This is a genomic window from Rhodococcus sp. SB1D (assembly GCF_048573875.1).
In the GTDB taxonomy this organism is placed as follows: domain Bacteria; phylum Actinomycetota; class Actinomycetes; order Mycobacteriales; family Mycobacteriaceae; genus Rhodococcus_F; species Rhodococcus_F qingshengii.
Genome location: NZ_JBMAIQ010000004.1, coordinates 352,707 through 369,613 on the forward strand (window position 1 = coordinate 352,707; position 16,907 = coordinate 369,613).

Sequence of the window (16,907 nt, forward strand, 5' to 3'; positions counted from 1 at the left end):
CGAAAACGACAGAACTCGACGAGCGAGAAACTTCACCATGCCCATCGCCCCTAGGCCTCGATTGGTCCTACCTGCGCCACTGAATGTCTTTTGGGATTGGCAACGACATGCAAGCTGCCGATACCTGGATACGGATTTGTTCTTTGCTTGTGACAGTGAAGGCGCTGGTCAACGAATCCGACGTGAACGTGCCGCGAAACAAATCTGTGAGCAGTGCCCAGTCCGATTACGATGCCGTACTCACGCGATCTCTTCCGGTGAGCCGTTTGGTGTGTGGGGTGGCACAACGGAACTCGAGCGACGCAAACTCGCCTACCCCTAAGTCGTCAACAGCCAACTGCAGGAACACCACACTCCGAATTCGGTGTGCTTCGGCCTGATGCACCGCCCTGATATCCCCGCACTTTCTGTGAATTCGATATCGGGGAGTTCGACCGGCACGGCACCGGTTGCAATCAGTATCTGCACCGTGCCGGATTCGTGCGTACAGATGAATTCGTGCTGACTAGCGACCCTGGCAAGGATCGTTCAGCTCCTGTGCCCCGGCCAGCAGAAGTGGCCGACTGACAGATGCATCAGACCATCGCGTTCCGGGCCCCGGCACGAGCTGAGCGCGAGATGCCCAGTGTTGCAGCCAGAGCGATCACTGTGAGCAAGAGGGCTACCCATGGAGTGGAGCTGACTCCGGTGCTTTCCACGAGCAGACCCCCCGCCCAGGAAGCAAGTGCAATGCCAGCGTTGAATGCCGCAATGTTCAGACCGCTCGCTGCCTTCGCAACGCCGGGGCCATGGGAGGTTGCGAGCGTCACGGCGTGCGTCTGGACAGGGGGAGAGATGAGAAATGCGAAGACCCCCCACACGGTGATGGTGATCGCGATTCCTACCGGGTTGGCATTAGTGATCAGGATCCCGACGAAACTAACGAGGAGTCCGGCGAGGGCGATCCTGATGACGTGAACGGTTCCGAAGCGGTCGGCGAGCGCGCCACCTGCGAGGTTGCCGATCACGGTCGCTGCGCCGAAAAGGAACAGCGCGAGTGTCACGCCGGTGGCGGTGTAGCCGGCGTGTTCGGACAACAGCGGCTCCAGGTAGGTGAAGACAGCGAAGGTTGCCCCGAATCCGAGGCCCGTCACGACATAGGTCATTGCAATGGGACGGTCCGCGAGCAGAGAGAACTGTTCGCGCAGGCTCACAGACTCCCCGGCACGAGTTGACGGGATCAGGACAGCGACGGAAACCGCTGCGATCAGCCCGAGGACGGAGACAAGGGCGAACACTGTGCGCCACCCCACGGCGGTTCCGATGATCGTGCCCAGCGGAACGCCGACCACCATCGCGACGGTCAGGCCCAAGAACATGAGGGAGATTGCGCGGGCTGCCTTGTCTTTCGGGACCAACGCCGCCGCAAGTGGAGCACCGAGGGCGAACACGGTTCCGTGGGCGACACCGGCAAGGATGCGGCCGACGAGGAGGCCAGCGAATCCGTCGGCGACAGCGACGAGCACGTTGCCTGCTGCGAAAAGGAGCATGAGGACTACGAGCATCCATCGGGAGTTGTATCGGCTCAAGAAGCTGGTGAGCGGGGGCGATCCGATCGTGATCGCGAGCGCATAGACGGTGACCAGGAGTCCTGCTGTGCCGAGCGGGACGTCTGTCTGGGCAGCGATCGTCGGAAGGAGCCCGACCAGGACGAATTCGCTGAGGCCGATGGCGAAGGCGGCGACCGTCAGGGCGGTCAGTCGGATCATCGTGCTTCCTTATGTGCGGCTTTCAGGTGAGTATTCAGTGAGGCGAGGACGGCGGACGTGTCGACTACGGGTGCGATGTCTGCGAATCCGTATCGAAGGTCGGCAGCGTGAGCGTCCGCCGTGGTGGACGCGGTGGCGTCACTGACGACGATCGGCGTGTAGCCGAGATCGGCGGCATTGCGGGCCGTCGTTCCCACGGCGTGGTTGGTGTGGACGCCGGTGAGGAGCAGGTGGGTCCGCTCGGTCTGACGCAGCACTGTGTCCAGCGGCGTGCCGTGGAATGCGCTCATACGGGCGCGTTCGAGCACCAGGTCGGTGTCAAGAGGTTCCGCCCCAGGAAACGGTGCCGCACCGTAGCTTCCGCGTACGACGGTGCGTTGTGCGGTGATGGTCTGAAACAGCGGGATGTTGTTGCCGGCCCCGCCTACGGCGGGATCAACGACGAAATGCACGTGGATGACCGGAATGCCGGCGGCACGGGCGGCCCGGGCGATTCGCGCGACGTTCTCGACAACTCCCACTTCCCTGGCATGGTTGACGCCCGGTGTACCGCCGGCTGCACCATCGTCGGCCAGATTGTCGTTCTGGAGGTCGATGACCAGCACCGCGCTGCGGCGTGGGTCAAGGTCGACAGTCATGGATATCTCCCTGTTAGATAGTTCGCTCAGCTGTGCTGGCGGTGCGGTCTTAGTCAGAACGCCGCGGTGCCAATACGTGCGAGCTCTTCGTCAGCGTCGACCGTGGCTCCGGCGACGCCGATGCCGCCGACGATCCGGCCGCTATCGCGAAGGACGACACTTCCTCCGAAGCTGATGAGTCCACCGTTGGTGTTCTCGATGGAGTAAATTGCCGCCCCCGGCTGGGCCACCTCGGCGAAGTCCACCCCGTCCATGCCGAACAGTGCGGCAGTGCGCGCCTTCTTCTGTGACACGTCGACCGGGCCGGCCACCGATCCGTCCATCCGTCGAAATTCCTGCAGAATCCCGGAAGCATCGACAACTGCTACAGACACCGCGATGCCGCGCGAAGCGGACGCCGCCACGACGGCGTCGACAGCGCGCCGGGATCTAGTTTCAAAAGACGACATTGATTCCTCCATGTTGAACAAGTTGTGATTGTGCGCAGTCAAAGTTTGACTATGTACACATAATGGCGACACAGTTTCTCGCTGTCAAATTTATGTACCACAGTTCTGATATAGTTCAGCATCATGGAATCAATGGACGGTGGGCCGCGCACAATCCAGTCGGTGCAGCGCGCGTTTGACCTGCTTGAACTCGTGGCCTCCAATCCCGAGGGAACTCGCCTTAGTGAGCTCGCGGACAGGGCCGGACTCAACCGGTCCACGGCTCACAACCTCCTGGCTTCTCTCGAAGCCCTGGGTTACATCACGCAGCACGGCAAAGGCAGCCCATATCGATTGACCGGCAAACTCCGCCAGCTCCTCGGCCCTAGCGCGGGGGCCGAACACGCACTTCGCGCGCGTGTGCGCCCGATGCTTGAGCAGATCACCGCAGAAACCGGGGAGACCAGCTACCTCGCCTTTGCCGCCGGCGAGGAATATCTGTGCGCGGATGCCGAGCAATCTGCCAGGCCGCTGCATCTCACCGTTTCGCCCGGTGAGCGTGAGCCTCTGCTCGGTACTGCGATCGGATATGCACTACTTTCCGACAACCATGAGCTTGCGGACGGCCTACTCGCACGGCACCCACTCGAGATGGCGGCACACATCGACAAGGTCAAGGCAGTCGGGCGAGAGGGGTTCGCGCTCGACATCGACGCATATCACCCCGGTGTCTCATGTGTCGCCGTCCCATTCGGCAACGGCGCAGCAATCGGAGTGGCAGGGCCGACGAGCCGTTTGCCGCGTCGCCAATTGATCGAGATCGGTCAGCGGGTGCGCAGCCTTGTTCTCGCCGCACTTTCGGGGTGAAGGGTGTGAGGGAACTCCCTGGACGGAGTGACCAGACGCACCGTGTACATGAGCGGTCAGTCCAGTCATTCAAGATGCGGCCTGCGAGGCGAGTTACGAGTCAAACTCGGCAATGACAGTTTCCGGCATGGTATCGATCAAGGACTATGGGCGAATCGCCCCTGCCTCGGCGCGCCGACGTGTTTTCGTCGCCGAAAGCTAGCCCATCTGACCACCTATTGACAGGCCCGCCACGCGGGCAGTATCAATGCGGCCGAATTCATCGAGGAAGCACTCTGCTTCTCGTGTCGACGAAGGAACCGTGTCGCTGCTCCAGAACCTCGGACTGTCGATTGCGGCATATGCTGAATTCGACTCGAATTTCGGACGCCGAGAGATATCATGTGGGGTTCCCGGTTCAATTCGACTCTCTACGCTCGTTCACCAGGCCCGAGGAACCAGCGAAGCACGAGGGGGGCCGAATTTACCACTCTCTCAACAGCAACCGCCGCCGACCAATAGATGTCAGCTTCGCTGAAGGTCAGTTCCGCATTTGTGGCGGACCTGGACGTGAGATCGTTTGAATTCATTGCGAGTGACCTACTTTCGTCAACAGGGTCGCAAGCGAATCGAGAGCCAGTTCGTGATCTTCTTTCTCTGCCAAACCGGATACGGCAACAGCACCGGCAAGGAGGCCGCCCACTCGAATGGGTAACCCGCCGCCGAAGGCAGCAAAGCGTCCTCGTTCATACCGGGCGGCCTCGTCGTAGTCCTCGCCGCGCGAGCGATACAGGCATCCGACGCCATATGACGACATGTTGTGTTTGGCTACAACCCTGATCTTGCGGTCGATCCAGTCATCGTTGAGCGCACTACTACCTGCCAATGCTGCGTGGAAGACACGCTGTTCGCCGAACATGATCGAGATCGCGATAGGCAGGTCGGAGCGGCGACCGGATTCGACCAGCATGGTTCCCAGCGACCACGCATCGTCGTAGGTGAACGATCCGAACATCACATCTTTCTCACGTGCGAGTGCCCACTCGTACTCCGCCCGCCAAAACTCTGCGTCAGCGAGCATCGAAGCCTCCGTCGGCAAGGATCGTCTGACCCGTGATGAAGCTGGCCGCATCACTGGTCAAGAAGCTCAAAAGCGCAGCGATTTCTTCGGGCTCGCCCGCTCGTGCGAGGAGATTCGCCGCTACCTCTTCCTTGACATTGTCAGACCAAGTGTCGGCCATATCGGTCATCACGAATCCGGGGGCCACGGCGTTGACGGTAATCAGTGGGGCAAGCGCTTTGGCGAAGGAAACAGTGACGTTTTCGAGGGCGGCCTTTGCCGCCGAATACCCTGTGACTTCGGGGCTGGCGAGGTTGTCACGACCTCGAATGGAGGAAACCGTGACGATGCGTCCATGCCCGCGTACTGTCATGCCAGGTGCGACTGCACGGATGAAATTGACTGGTGCCAGGACGTTGGAACGGTACTCGTCGATCCACCGCTCGGTATCTCCCGTCAGCGCGTCGGTTCGCAATACGGCACCAACAGTGCAGATCAGTGCATCGATCTCGTAACCTCGTTCGGTGATCTGGGCAACGGTTCGATCCACTGCCTCCGAGTCTTGACCATCACAAGTGAACATCGGCGCATCCAACTCGAATGCGAGTGATTCCAGGCTTGCCGACTTCGTCCTTCCGTGCAGAATGACGTGTGACCCTGCAGCGGACTCCAAGCGTGCTGCTGCGGCGCCGATTCCGCGAGATGACCCTGCTATCAGTACCGTACGTGTCATTGTGATCGCCTTTCAGCGGCGTTGTTCAGAAATTGAGCAGTCTCACCGCAGGCAGCTGTGTAGGCACCTGCGAGTGAGTCGACAAGTTGCGCAGTACTGGACGAATTCGGCTCGGAATGCGCAAGTAGTCGCTTGACTATTGATTGAGCCACGACTCCAGTGCCGAGAATCGATGACACCATTTTTTGCAGAGTCGATTCGAGATCTTCCGTCACCAGGTCGACCAAACCCCATTCGTACGCACGCCGGGCACTCGCAGCTCGGCCCGTCATCGCGAGCATCCGCGCCGCAGGAATCCCGGCAAGGGCGACGACACGTGTCAATCCGGACCAACCTGGCGTCGTACCCAGTGTTGCTTCTGGAAGTCCGATTTCAATGCCCGGTGCGGCGACCCTGAAGTCACAATGAAGCGCCAGTTCCAGGCCGCCACCATAAGCACTGCCGCTCAAAACTGCGATGGTTGTCTGAGGTAGTTCTGCGAGAGCGGTGAATACTTGCTGCCCTGTCCTGGTCCAGATCCCGCGAATGTCTTCAGGGCTCGTGTGCCGGAACTCCTCAGTATCGGCGCCGGCGCAGAATGCTCGATCGCCACTGGCGCGCACGAGCACCACACGCACCTGATCATTGCCCGATAATTCGACGAGGCGGTTTCTCAACTCTTCGATCATGTTCGAGCTCAGTGCATTCCGCTTGGCTGGCCGGTCGAGAAGAAGGGTCGCGACCGGCCCGTCGATCGCCAGGCGGACTGCACCCGCTTGGTTCACAGCTCGGACCTCTGCAAGCTGGTCCAGCGACGCTCGGTCAGCAAATCGATGCTTGCGCGCCCCCCGAGGTCGTCTCCGAGACCGGATGCCGCCCTACCGCCGAACGGCACGTGGGATTCGTGCATCGCCGAAACATCGTTGACGTGAACCATTCCGGTTCGAATGCGGTCAGCCACCGACCAGGCATGTTCGAGGTTGCGACCGAACACTGACGCGGTCAAGCCGAAACGCGTTCCGTTGACGATATCGAGAGCTTCCTCGATCGACCCCACCACCGTGATCGGTGCGACGGGAGCGAACACCTCCTCGTCGTGGATCGGCATACCTGGGCGTACGTCGCTGACGACAGTGGGACGCATCAATGTGCCTGTCGCGGTGCCACCTTCCACGACGCGGGCACCCAACTCGACGCTTCGGTTGATCATCTCCTGCGCCCTGTCCACCTGTCGTGTCGAAACGACAGGCCCCATGTCGACGTCGCTGGTGTTCGGATCGCCCACGGTGAGCGTGGCGGCATGGGCGGCAAGTCTGGTGGTGTATTCGTCCGCGACGGACGCCAGAACGATGTGCCTTCCGGTTGCGATGCATACCTGACCTTGATGTCCGAAAGATGCTTCGGCACCGCAGCGCGCAGCGAGCTCGATATCCGCATCGGCCAACACGACAGTTGCATTGTTGCCGCCGAGTTCGAGTGCGACTCGTTTCAGGCTCGGTGCGGCCGCAATGTTGATGCGGCGGCCGGTTTCCTCGGATCCGGTGAAGTGAATCATGTCGACGTCGGGATGGGAGACGAGGGCTTGCCCGGCAGGACCACCGGTCAGAATCTCGACCACACCGTCAGGCAGTCCTGCTTCGCAGAGGATTTCACCAATCATCGTTCCGCCGCTGAACGGCGTTTCCGGCGCTGGTTTGAGCGCAACTGTGTTGCCCAAGGCGATGGCAGGGGCGAGCACCCGAAGAGCGATGTGCAATGGGGCATTCCATGCCGTGATCAAACCGATGACGCCGACCGGGCGTCGCTCCACGATATTCATTCGTCCACGGTGCCCGGATGGAATGACCTCACCGAGAGGAGTGGTAGCGAGTTCGGCGGCTTGATAGAACTCGAGGATGCTGGCGCCGATCTCACCTTCTGCTTTCGATCTGGTCGCACCGCCTTCGCGTACGAGCATGCGAGAGAATCGATCTGCGTCCCGCTCGAGCAGTGATCCGGCCCGACGCAATATGGATGCGCGCTCTGTTGCCGGCATCGCATACCAATCTGGCTGGGCCCGAGAGAGGTCGGCGATCGCTTGTTCGACGTCGGATTCCGACGCAACAGATGCGGAACCGATTATCTCTCCGGTGACCTTGTCAAGTACGTCATAGACGTTGACCTCGGTGCTCATGCGTTCACCTCGACCTTCGACCAGTCTGCGCGTGCGGCAGCGCGTCCGAGCATCAGTGCATGAATTTCGCTGGTGCCGTCAATGATCTGGATGATCTTTGCATCTCGCATCAATCGTTGAACTGGATAGTGCAGGTGTACGCCGTATCCTCCGTGCAGCTGCACCGCCTCGATGGTGTGGCGCATCGCCGCATCGCTGGCGAACATCTTCGCTGCCGAGATCAGGTGTGCGTCGCCACCACCGCCGAGTGCGAACGACTCCACGCCCTCACGGAGAAGCCCGCGAGCTGCAAGGTAGTCCGCATGCATGCGGCCAAGCTTCTCCTGCACGATCTGAAGGTCGGCCAAAGTGCGCCCGAATGCTTCTCGGTTGCGCACGTATTCGCTGGTCTCGCGTAGGGCGGCACGCATGAATCCGACGCCGTAGCAACCAGCGTCGAGGCGGGCCAGGTTGAGACCTTCGAGCATTCCGCGGAAGCCATCGACGTTCAGGCGCCAGCTCGCAGGCACGATGCATTTGTCGAAATGTATGTTGGCCATGGGCATTCCGCGGAATCCCGACATCGGTTCGTCTTTCCCGACCGTGAGCCCGGGCGTGTCGAACGGTACGACGAATGCCGCTGTGGCGGCGTCCCTGTCTTTCGAATCGAGTTTGGCGAGCACGATACAGAAGTCGGCTTGTGGGGATTGAGTGATCCAAGCCTTTTCTCCAGTGATCGAGAATGTGTCTGAATCGACCGTGGTCGCGACCGTCTTGCCTGCGCGCACATCAGTGCCGGACTGTGGTTCGCTGAGTGCGAAGCTCCCGCGAACCGAGCCGTCGATCAACCCTCGGAGCCATCGGCCGCGTACATCGTCCGGCGCGTAGGTCGCCAGCAGGTACCCGTGTAGCCGCGCAATGGAAATGCCCAGAGCAACTGCTCCTGAATATGACGCCACGATTTCGGTGGTCTCGTGTGCCAACGCCAGCATCGACGGGTCGACTTTGCCGTCCTCGTCGAAGATGAGACCCTGTAGCCCTATCTCCGCTGCTTGTACCAACAGATCGGGGAAGAATTCGGCGGTTTCGTCGATGCTCTGAGCGCGAGGTGCGATCTTGGTACGGCAGAAATCAGCTACCACCTCCAGTAGTTCGCGTGCGTCGCTGTCGAGTTGAGCTGTGTATGTCATGAATTCACTCCGTTGTCTGCCCACTCGTAGCGGATGACACCACGAAGGTTCTTTCCTGCCAGCAGGTCGTCATACGCTTCGTTGATCTCTTCAAGTCGGTATTCTTTGGTCACGAGCCCGTCGAGATCGATCTGTCCTGTGTCCCAGAGTCGCAGCATCGCCGGAATGTCGTTGCGCGGGTTGCAGCCGCCGTTCAGGGACCCGGTCAGCGTTTTCTGCCACAACACGAACTCGGACGGATTGACTGGAATGTCGGGCTGGTCGTGGCGGGTCAGGCCGACAACGGTCGCGACGCCACCTTTCCGGACTGCTCGTACGGCTGCGCCGATGGTTTCGGGTGTCGCGACAGCTTCGAAGGATCGATCTACACCGACTCCCCAGGTTAACTCGTTGGCGAATTCGACCGGGTCTGTCATGTTCGGGTTGACGGTGTGTGTCGCACCGAAATGCTTGGACTGCTCCAACTTCCAGTCATTGATATCGCAGGCGATGATTCGCTTGGCTCCGGCAATTTTGGCGCCTTGCACGATATTCATTCCGATACCACCGACTCCGAAGACCATGACGTCGTCGCCGGGGCGGACACCGCCACGGTAGATCGCAGTTCCGATTCCCGTAGTGACGCCGCAGGCGACCAGACATGCCCGCTCGAGGCGGTAGTGCGGTTCGATCTTGACGACGGATTGCCCTGGTACAACTGTCCATTCGCTGAACGTCGAGACCAGACAGAACTGTCCGAGGGTTGTACCGTCGTCGTCGTGGAACCGATGTGTGCCGTCCAGTTGAGGGCCCTGCACGGCGTACGCCCCGAGGTCGCACAGGTTGGTCTGCCCGTCGGTGCACCACCGGCATGTCCCGCACGAAGGCAGGTAGGACATGACGACGTGGTCGCCTGGTTTGACGTGTGTCACGGCTGATCCGACTTTCTCGACCACACCGGCACCTTCATGGCCGAAAATCATCGGTAACTGCGCGATTTGGTCGCCGGTGACATGGTGCATGTCGGAGTGGCAGATACCCGATGCAACCAGGTGAACGAGGACCTCGGTCGAAGCCGGATCGTTCAGTTCCACCTCCTTCACATCGAAGTTCGTGTTCAGTCCGTAGGTGACGGCTGCGCGTGTACGCATGTCAGTTCTCCTTGCTGGTGTGTTCGGAGATGGCCGGTGTTGCGTGTGTCCTCGTTCGCCTCTCTTGAAAGAGGGACACGTTCATCACGCTCAGGGAATCTGAGATCTTAGGGCGGAAATCCATCAAATCCACGACCTGATCTGCAGTCCAGCCGGGCGCCACTTCAATCAGTTCAGGGCCGTCCGATCCGAGGGCGAAGACTGCGCGCTCGGTGACGTAGAGGACTTCTTGGCCGCGCTCGCGTGCGAGTCGCGCGTTGAAGGTGATTTGGCGAACCCTCTGAACGAATTTGTGATGTCTACCCTCGTTGGTGATTCTCATTGATTGGCCGGACAAGTCAGTACGAAGTCCACCTGCGGTGAGAGTGCCGCAGAAGACGACCTTCTTCGCTGCCTGCGAGATGTTGATGAATCCGCCGGCACCGAAGATTCGTCCGTCGACCAGTGAGCTGTTGACGTTGCCTTCGACGTCGACTTCGGCAAATCCAAGGCACGTGACATCGAGTCCACCACCGTCGTAGAAATCGAATTGCGAGGCATGCTCGATCACCGCTTCGGGGTTCATCGACACACCGAAGATGACTCCACGCTCTGGTACACCTCCGACCATTCCCTGTTCGACAGTCAGAATCATCTCGGGAAGCCGACCCTCTTCGAGGGCAGTCGTTGCGACGCCGTCGGCCATACCGACGCCGAGATTCACCACGGCGCCGTGGGGAATTTCGTCGAGCGCACGTCGTGCGACGACCTTTCGTTCGGTCAGCGGCATTGCAGGGGCTCGACCGAACGGAACGTAGACTTCGCCGGAGAAACTCGGGTTGTAATGCGTAATCGCGGTCTGCCACTGATCCTCGTCGACGACTATGATGTCGATGAGATGACCTGGAACGACAACGCTTTTCGCGTTGAGCGTGTGCGCCGCGGCGACGCGTTTGACCTGAGCGATGACGAGTCCACCGCTGTTTCGGGTGGCCATCGCTGCCGCGAGAACACCGAGCTTGGCTGTCTCGTGTTCGAGCGTCAAGTTGCCGTGTTCGTCGGCGGTCGTCCCGCGGATGAGTGCAACATCGAACGACGGACTGGGATAGAACAGGTACTCTTCGTCTTCGAGTTCGATGACTTTGACCAGGTCCGGCGTCGTCGCGTTGTTCAGTTTTCCTCCGCCGAGACGGGGGTCGATGAACGTTCCCAAACCAACCTTCGTGACAAGCCCCGGTCGGTGGGCGGCGCTTTCCCGAAGGAGTTGTGCCAGTACACCTTGTGGGAGGTTGTATGCTTCTATCTGTCCTTCGTGCGCCATGTTGGACAGGCTGGGTGTCATTGCCCAATGACCGGCTACGGCGGACTTGATCAGACCGGGGATCGCCATCTTGTCCATACCGGAGCCATTGCGGTCACCGATCCCACTGCAGAAGTACACCGACAGAGCTGACGGTGCAGCTGTAGTGCGATATCGTTCTGCAACCGCAGCGATGAGCGTCGACGGCTCGATGACTCCACCGCCGGATGCTTCGATCAGAACCCGTGCTCGATCGGGAATGCGCTCGACTGCTTCGTTTGCCGGCAGGAACTCGGGTGCAATTGTTCCACTGTTTCTCATGGCATTATTCCTCCACCATTTACATGGATCGTCTGTCCAGTCACGAAGCTTGTGTTCTCTCCCGCGAGCCAGGCGACAGCGGTTGCCACTTCATCTGCCGTGCCGAAGCGGTTCATGACGAGTTGCCGAGTCTTCTGTTCGATCCATTCGGGGGTTGCGTGCGCCGACGTCATCGGGGTTTCGATCGGCCCAGGGGCAACGCAGTTGACGCGTACTTCAGGGCCCAATTGTCGAGCGAGTGCCCGTGTCAGTCCGGAAACGCCGGCCTTCGACGCTGCATATGCAGCGCAATCGATTCCGCCGGTGTAGCCGAGTTGGCTTCCGATGGTGATAATCGCGCCGCTGGATTCGCGTAGGGCGTCCTTGGCCGCGGTGGCGCAGAGGAAGGTCCCCGTCAGATTGACCGACAGCGTGCGATTCCATGTCTCGAGGTCGAGCTCGTCGATGGTGCACTGCTCCATCACTCCTGCCAGAGTGATGAGCGCGTCGATGCGTCCGAATCGTTCGATAGCCACATCGATCAGGGCGCGGGTGTCGTGCTCCTTCGTGACGTCGGTAGGCACTGCAACGACGGCGTCAGTCGAATCGACCAGGGTGACTCCCGTGCCCGGCAAATGGCCGAGGACGAGACGGTACCCGTCGTCGAGTAAGCGTCGTGTTACGGCTTCACCGAGTCCGCCCTCGGCTCCCGTCACAACAGCGACTGGCGAATTCATGCGATCGCTCCCTGGAATGCGAGCCTCATGACGGATTCTTCGCTTGCTTCTGCACGAGTGAGTTCGCCCACCGTTCGCCTTCCCCGCATGACGACGATGCGATCCGAAGCGCCGAGTAGCTCAGGAAGAACTGAAGAAACCATGATGATCGCCATTCCGTGGTCTGCGAGCTCTCGAATGAGGCGGTGGACCTCCGCCTTTGCGCCCACATCGATTCCGCGAGTAGGTTCGTCGAGGAGTAGGACACGTGGGGCGGTCGCCAGAATCTTTGCGAGGGCTACCTTCTGCTGATTCCCTCCGGACAATGCGCCGACGGGGAGGGACGCGCTCGCGGCTTTGATTCGCAGTTCGCGAAAGAATCTGTCGACGATGGCGGCGCCCCGGCTCCGCCTCAACCAGGGACCGCTGCTCATCTGAGCCAAGCTCGCGAGTTCGATATTGGAACTGATCGGTAGGCCCAGATGGAGACCTTGATCTTTGCGATCCTCGGGAACCAGACCGATCCCGGATGCCAGCGCTTCGTGAGGATGTGCGGGGGAGTACGACTTCTCATCGAGAAGCATTGTGCCAGAGGAGATTCGTGTGGCCCCGAAGATTGCTTGCAACACTTCGGTGCGACCGCTACCCACGAGGCCGCCGATACCGAGAATTTCACCGGGGGCGACGTGCAAGGTCGCTGATCGCACTCCTGGTGCCTGGAGGTCGGTGACGGTGAGAATCGCGGGGGCGGACTTCGGTGGAGCGGATGCGTGTCCGTGATAGAGCGCGCCGAGATCTCGTCCGATCATGTAGTTGATCAATGAGTCCTCGGTGAACTCGTTGGTCGGAGCCGTGACGATGTGCCGGCCATCGCGGAGGACGGTGATCGTGTCGGAGTATTCGAGTACTTCCGGAAGGTCGTGACTGATGAGAATCACGGCTGTGCCGCTGTCTCTCAGGTCGCGGAGCAGTTCGAGGAGTCGACGTGAATCATCGTGGGGAAGTGAGGATGTGGGTTCGTCGAAGAACACGATACGTGCGTTGAGTGCGATGATACGTGCGATCTCGACCAGTTGTTGTTCGGCAATCGAGAGACGGGACGCTTCCTGGCCTGGATCGACCGAGAGGCCAACACGTTCGAGATATCGAGTAGCTTTGTCTGCCAGCACTTTCCGGTCGACGAATCCCCAATGCGACGGTTCGGCACCGACCAGTACGTTTTCTGCTACCGAAACCGATCCGATGATCGACAACTCTTGGTGCACAATTGCGATGCCGTGCTCGGCTGCGTGTGCCGGGCTCTTGATCGATACGGGTTCACCGTCGAGCAGGAGATCACCGTCGTCCGGAGTCTCGAAGCCGGACAGGATTTTCGACAGCGTCGACTTTCCCGCACCGTTCTCCCCGATCAGAGCATGAATCATTCCTGGTTCGAGTGTCACCGATACGTCCTCCAGTGCTGAAACACCTGCGTATCGCTTCGAGATTCCTCGCGCTTCGAGCGTTCCTGTGCGGATTGCGGTCCTCATTGCCCGGACTCCCCGCGCGTAACCCGATCGAGTACCACGGCGCCGACAACGACTGCGCCGGTTACGATTTGCTGCCAATAGAACGGAACGTTCATCAGTGTCAGCCCGTTGCCGAGCACCGCGATGACCAATGCCCCGAGGAAGGTACCGGCAAGTCGACCCCGACCTCCGAACAGGCTCGTTCCACCCACGACCACTGCCGCGATGACGTCGAGTTCGAAGCCGACGCTTCCCGCAGGCTGCCCGGAGGACAATTTCGCACTCAGGATCAGTGACGCAACTCCGGCGCAGAAACCTGCGAACATGAAGGCGAACATCAGGACCCGAGATACTCGAATGCCGGAAAGTCGTGCGGCTTCCTTGTTCCCACCGACCGCGTAGATTCGGCGACCGATCTTCAAACGGTGCAGTATGAGGTAGCCGACTGCAAAGGTGACGGCCATGATGATCACCGGTACCGGGACGGGCCCTACCTTGCCGATACCGATCTGTGTGAACGACGAGTTGTTGATCGAGATCGGGTAGCTGTCCGTGATCAGAAGTGCCACGCCTCGAAGCGCTGTCAGTGTTGCGAGTGTTGCGATGAATGCCGGGACCTTCGCAATGGTGACCAGCACGCCGTTGAGCAGTCCGCAGCCAGTAGCGGCGATGAGGGTTATGAACACCGCAGCGCCGGTTGCCATTCCGGTGGACAGTGTGGCGTGCTGGAGATACAGGGCGGCGATACTCCCGGTCAAAGCAACGATTGAACCGACTGAAAGATCAATACCGGCAACGAGAATCACCACGGTGGCGCCGACGGCTGCGATAGCAGTGATCGAGACCTGCTGAAGAACGTTGGTGAGGTTGTTGGTGGAGATGAAGTTAGGTGCCTGGATCGAGAAGAATGCGACAAGGAGGATCAGCGCTACGACCGGCCCGAGCTGAGCGAGCTGTTTGAGGGCATTGCCCTCGACGAGACGCGTTCGTATCGAGGAGTTGTGCCGTGGGGGCTGTTTGGAGGCGCCGGGTAGCGGTGTTGCAGAGGTAGTAGTCATGGGAGACTCCGAGCTCAGAATGCGGGTTGCATGGTCGCGGTGTCGTCCTTGGTTACTAGATCTTCATCAAGGACCTTGAATTGTGGGACATCTTCTCCGCGAAGGTATTTGACGATCTCATCGACGAGAATTCCAGCTGTGGGCTTGTGGATGACCGTAGCCAGCGTCTGCCCGTTGTCGATCGCGGTGAACATGTCCGTTTCACCGTCGAGGCCGACCACGTCAACCCCGCTGCGTCCGCTTGACTGCAGTGCGGCTACGGCCCCCAACGCGGCTTCGTCGTTGGCGCCGAACACCAAATTGACATCGGGATTCGCGGCAAGCATGTTCTGGGCGGCTTTCTCGGAGTCGGCCCGGCGATAGTTGCCCGGCTGCTCGGCAATTATGTCGAATGTGCAGGCGCGCAAGAGAGGAAGCATGAATGCTCCCACTCTGGCATCGCTGGATGCGTCGCCGGGAATTCCGGAAACTACTGCAACTTTGACGTTCTGTTGTCCGGCGTAGTGATCGACGACCCAGTCACCGAGCATCTGACCTTCGGTGGTGTAGGGGGCGAGCACCTGTGAAGCGGGTTTCACGCCCAGCATGCCCTTTTGCGTGAAGAAGTAGGGCACGCCGGCGTTGTCAGCCTGCTTGAGGACAGCACTCAGCCCTTCGGTGTTGGCTGGCATCATCATCAACGCATCGGTGCCCTGAGCAACTGCAGTCTGAATGTCGTTGAACTGTTGATTGACGTCGTCGTTCGCACTGATGACATTGATCTGCACACCCAGGTTGCGCGCGGTCTCCTCGGCGAGTTGCTTCTGCTTGACGAGGAAAGGATGGCTGAGCCCTTCGATCGAGAACGTGATCTTGATCGGGTCACCGTCGCCCTTGGGATCGGGATTCACATTGGTGCCCTTGTCCGAATTCGCTGCGGCGATTCCGTAGAGATTGCCGGCGAGTTTGTTTTGGATCTCTGCGATCTGTTCGTGATTCTTGGCGCAGCCACCGTCATCGACGACCACGTCGGCTGCCGAGCTTTCTGTCGCCGTGGCGTTGTTGTCGACACTCGCGCTACATGCAGTTCCGACGGCGAGCGTGAGAGTGCACGCGATGGCAGTGATCAAGGGTCGGGTCTTCTTCATGGGATTTCCTTTGGAAGATGGACAGTTTTGAAGTGTGCTTGTACGACCGCGCTGCCTGCAGAGCGGTTGTACGGCAAAGATGTTGGGCAGTAGTTGCTTTCGCTACTGTTCGAGGGCGTGCGTTCGGTCGCTTCCGCCCGGTGAACGACGACTCCGCGAGAGTGCTGCCGTGAGCTGTGCGGACGTATTCAGTACGAGATCGGCGAAGCGTGATCGAAGATCCGATTCAGACACGCGGAAGATCGGTCCGCCTACGCAGATCGAGGCGACGACCGCTCCTGTCGAGTCGAAGACTGGGGCGGCGATCGAACGCACGCCTAGTTCACGCTCCTCGAGGCTGAGGGCAAATCCGTCCCGCCGCACTTCCTCCATGACACGGTGCAGTTCTGCCGGACTCGTGATGGTGGAATCGGTGTAACGCGTCAGATCCAATTGGTCGATGATGCGGTCGCCGACCCCAGCCGGCAGAAACGCGAGAATCACTTTTCCTTGACTCGTGGCGTGCAACGGAATCAGTTGTCCTGGTTCGCCATACATTTGTACGGAGTGTGACGATGCCATGCACACGAGGTACGTCAGTCGCAGGCCGCGCCGCACCGACATGAACACTGTCTCGGTGGTTTGATCCCGTAGCTTCGCAAGTAACGGCGTTCCTAGTTCTTCCAGCGCGTATCGGTCGACTGTTTCACCTGCAAGCACCTGAATCTGCGGTCCCGGTGAATAGGTGCCTGAGGTCCCGTCCTGTACCGCAAAGCCGCGGTCGCGGAGCACGCGAAGAAGCCGGTGCGCTGTCGGTGCAGTCAGATCTGTCGCCCTGGCGATATCACCTGCTGTGATTCCTTCGGGATGTAGGGATACTCGTGTCAAGACGTCAAGTAGGCGGTAAGCGCTTTGCGCTCCGGAGGTTTCCATATTGTGGACCTCAATCCATAGTGTGGAGTGGGATTAATGTAATCCAGATCACCAAACGGAGTCAAGTGAAGTGCTGGCGAACTCGTGTGAAGCGCGGTTGTCC

The 16,907-nt window shown here is 59.9% G+C and carries 17 protein-coding genes; 2 read left to right on the forward strand and 15 right to left on the reverse strand.

The annotated features are described in order from the left end of the window. Positions 1-37: 37 nt before the first annotated feature. A complete protein-coding gene (locus tag ACN50D_RS13140) occupies positions 38-322 on the forward strand; it encodes a WhiB family transcriptional regulator (RefSeq protein ID WP_212633767.1) in 285 nt (94 codons plus the stop codon). Between the two features lie 253 nt (positions 323-575). Here ACN50D_RS13140 and ACN50D_RS13145 read toward each other — a convergent pair whose 3' ends face one another. Genes ACN50D_RS13145 through ACN50D_RS13155 form a run of 3 tightly spaced genes read right to left on the reverse strand, consistent with a single transcriptional unit; the run spans position 576 to position 2,835 of the window. Continuing rightward, positions 576-1,748 carry an MFS transporter gene (locus ACN50D_RS13145; RefSeq protein WP_212633768.1) on the reverse strand — a complete coding sequence of 391 codons (1,173 nt, stop codon included), beginning with the start codon at positions 1,746-1,748 and terminating at the stop codon, positions 576-578. Beyond that, positions 1,745-2,386, reverse strand: a complete 642-nt coding sequence (locus ACN50D_RS13150) for an isochorismatase family cysteine hydrolase (RefSeq protein WP_212633769.1) — start codon at positions 2,384-2,386, stop codon at positions 1,745-1,747. Before ACN50D_RS13150 ends, ACN50D_RS13145 begins: the two co-directional genes overlap by 4 nt. A 53-nt stretch (positions 2,387-2,439) precedes the next feature. Continuing rightward, the gene (locus ACN50D_RS13155; RefSeq protein ID WP_212633770.1) at positions 2,440-2,835 is read right to left on the reverse strand and encodes a GlcG/HbpS family heme-binding protein; all 396 of its coding nucleotides are present in this window, start codon (positions 2,833-2,835) and stop codon (positions 2,440-2,442) included. A gap of 123 nt (positions 2,836-2,958) precedes the next feature. Between ACN50D_RS13155 and ACN50D_RS13160 the strand changes: the two genes are divergently transcribed. Then, complete coding sequence (locus ACN50D_RS13160; protein WP_212633771.1) at positions 2,959-3,681, forward strand: IclR family transcriptional regulator; 723 nt, start codon at positions 2,959-2,961, stop codon at positions 3,679-3,681. 565 nt (positions 3,682-4,246) lie between these two features. Here the strand turns inward: ACN50D_RS13160 and ACN50D_RS13165 are convergent. From ACN50D_RS13165 to ACN50D_RS13220, 12 genes are all read right to left on the reverse strand, one after another. Next, the gene (locus ACN50D_RS13165) at positions 4,247-4,741 is read right to left on the reverse strand and encodes a heme-binding protein (RefSeq protein ID WP_212633772.1); all 495 of its coding nucleotides are present in this window, start codon (positions 4,739-4,741) and stop codon (positions 4,247-4,249) included. After that, positions 4,731-5,453, reverse strand: coding sequence for an SDR family NAD(P)-dependent oxidoreductase (locus ACN50D_RS13170; protein ID WP_212633773.1), 723 nt, complete (start codon positions 5,451-5,453; stop codon positions 4,731-4,733). Before ACN50D_RS13170 ends, ACN50D_RS13165 begins: the two co-directional genes overlap by 11 nt. Next, positions 5,450-6,217, reverse strand: coding sequence for an enoyl-CoA hydratase/isomerase family protein (locus ACN50D_RS13175; protein ID WP_212633774.1), 768 nt, complete (start codon positions 6,215-6,217; stop codon positions 5,450-5,452). Before ACN50D_RS13175 ends, ACN50D_RS13170 begins: the two co-directional genes overlap by 4 nt. After that, positions 6,214-7,605, reverse strand: coding sequence for an aldehyde dehydrogenase family protein (locus ACN50D_RS13180; protein WP_212633775.1), 1,392 nt, complete (start codon positions 7,603-7,605; stop codon positions 6,214-6,216). Before ACN50D_RS13180 ends, ACN50D_RS13175 begins: the two co-directional genes overlap by 4 nt. Continuing rightward, positions 7,602-8,774 carry an acyl-CoA dehydrogenase family protein gene (locus ACN50D_RS13185; RefSeq protein ID WP_212633776.1) on the reverse strand — a complete coding sequence of 391 codons (1,173 nt, stop codon included), beginning with the start codon at positions 8,772-8,774 and terminating at the stop codon, positions 7,602-7,604. The genes ACN50D_RS13180 and ACN50D_RS13185 overlap by 4 nt, the downstream gene beginning before the upstream one ends. Further along, positions 8,771-9,904, reverse strand: a complete 1,134-nt coding sequence (locus tag ACN50D_RS13190; RefSeq protein WP_212633777.1) for a Zn-dependent alcohol dehydrogenase — start codon at positions 9,902-9,904, stop codon at positions 8,771-8,773. Before ACN50D_RS13190 ends, ACN50D_RS13185 begins: the two co-directional genes overlap by 4 nt. A 1-nt stretch (position 9,905) precedes the next feature. Next, entirely contained in the window at positions 9,906-11,504 is a 1,599-nt protein-coding gene (locus tag ACN50D_RS13195) for an acyl CoA:acetate/3-ketoacid CoA transferase (RefSeq protein WP_212633778.1), read from the reverse strand. Beyond that, positions 11,501-12,220: an SDR family NAD(P)-dependent oxidoreductase gene (locus tag ACN50D_RS13200; protein WP_212633779.1), complete on the reverse strand. Its 720-nt coding sequence runs from the start codon at positions 12,218-12,220 to the stop codon at positions 11,501-11,503. The genes ACN50D_RS13195 and ACN50D_RS13200 overlap by 4 nt, the downstream gene beginning before the upstream one ends. Beyond that, on the reverse strand, positions 12,217-13,728 hold the full coding sequence (locus ACN50D_RS13205) for a sugar ABC transporter ATP-binding protein (RefSeq protein ID WP_212633780.1): 1,512 nt from the start codon (positions 13,726-13,728) through the stop codon (positions 12,217-12,219). The genes ACN50D_RS13200 and ACN50D_RS13205 overlap by 4 nt, the downstream gene beginning before the upstream one ends. Further along, positions 13,725-14,765 carry an ABC transporter permease gene (locus ACN50D_RS13210; RefSeq protein WP_212633781.1) on the reverse strand — a complete coding sequence of 347 codons (1,041 nt, stop codon included), beginning with the start codon at positions 14,763-14,765 and terminating at the stop codon, positions 13,725-13,727. The genes ACN50D_RS13205 and ACN50D_RS13210 overlap by 4 nt, the downstream gene beginning before the upstream one ends. Positions 14,766-14,779: 14 nt before the next feature. Beyond that, positions 14,780-15,892: a substrate-binding domain-containing protein gene (locus tag ACN50D_RS13215; RefSeq protein WP_212633782.1), complete on the reverse strand. Its 1,113-nt coding sequence runs from the start codon at positions 15,890-15,892 to the stop codon at positions 14,780-14,782. Positions 15,893-15,994: 102 nt separating this feature from the next. Then, a complete protein-coding gene (locus ACN50D_RS13220; RefSeq protein WP_212633783.1) occupies positions 15,995-16,804 on the reverse strand; it encodes an IclR family transcriptional regulator in 810 nt (269 codons plus the stop codon). Positions 16,805-16,907 lie beyond the last annotated feature (103 nt).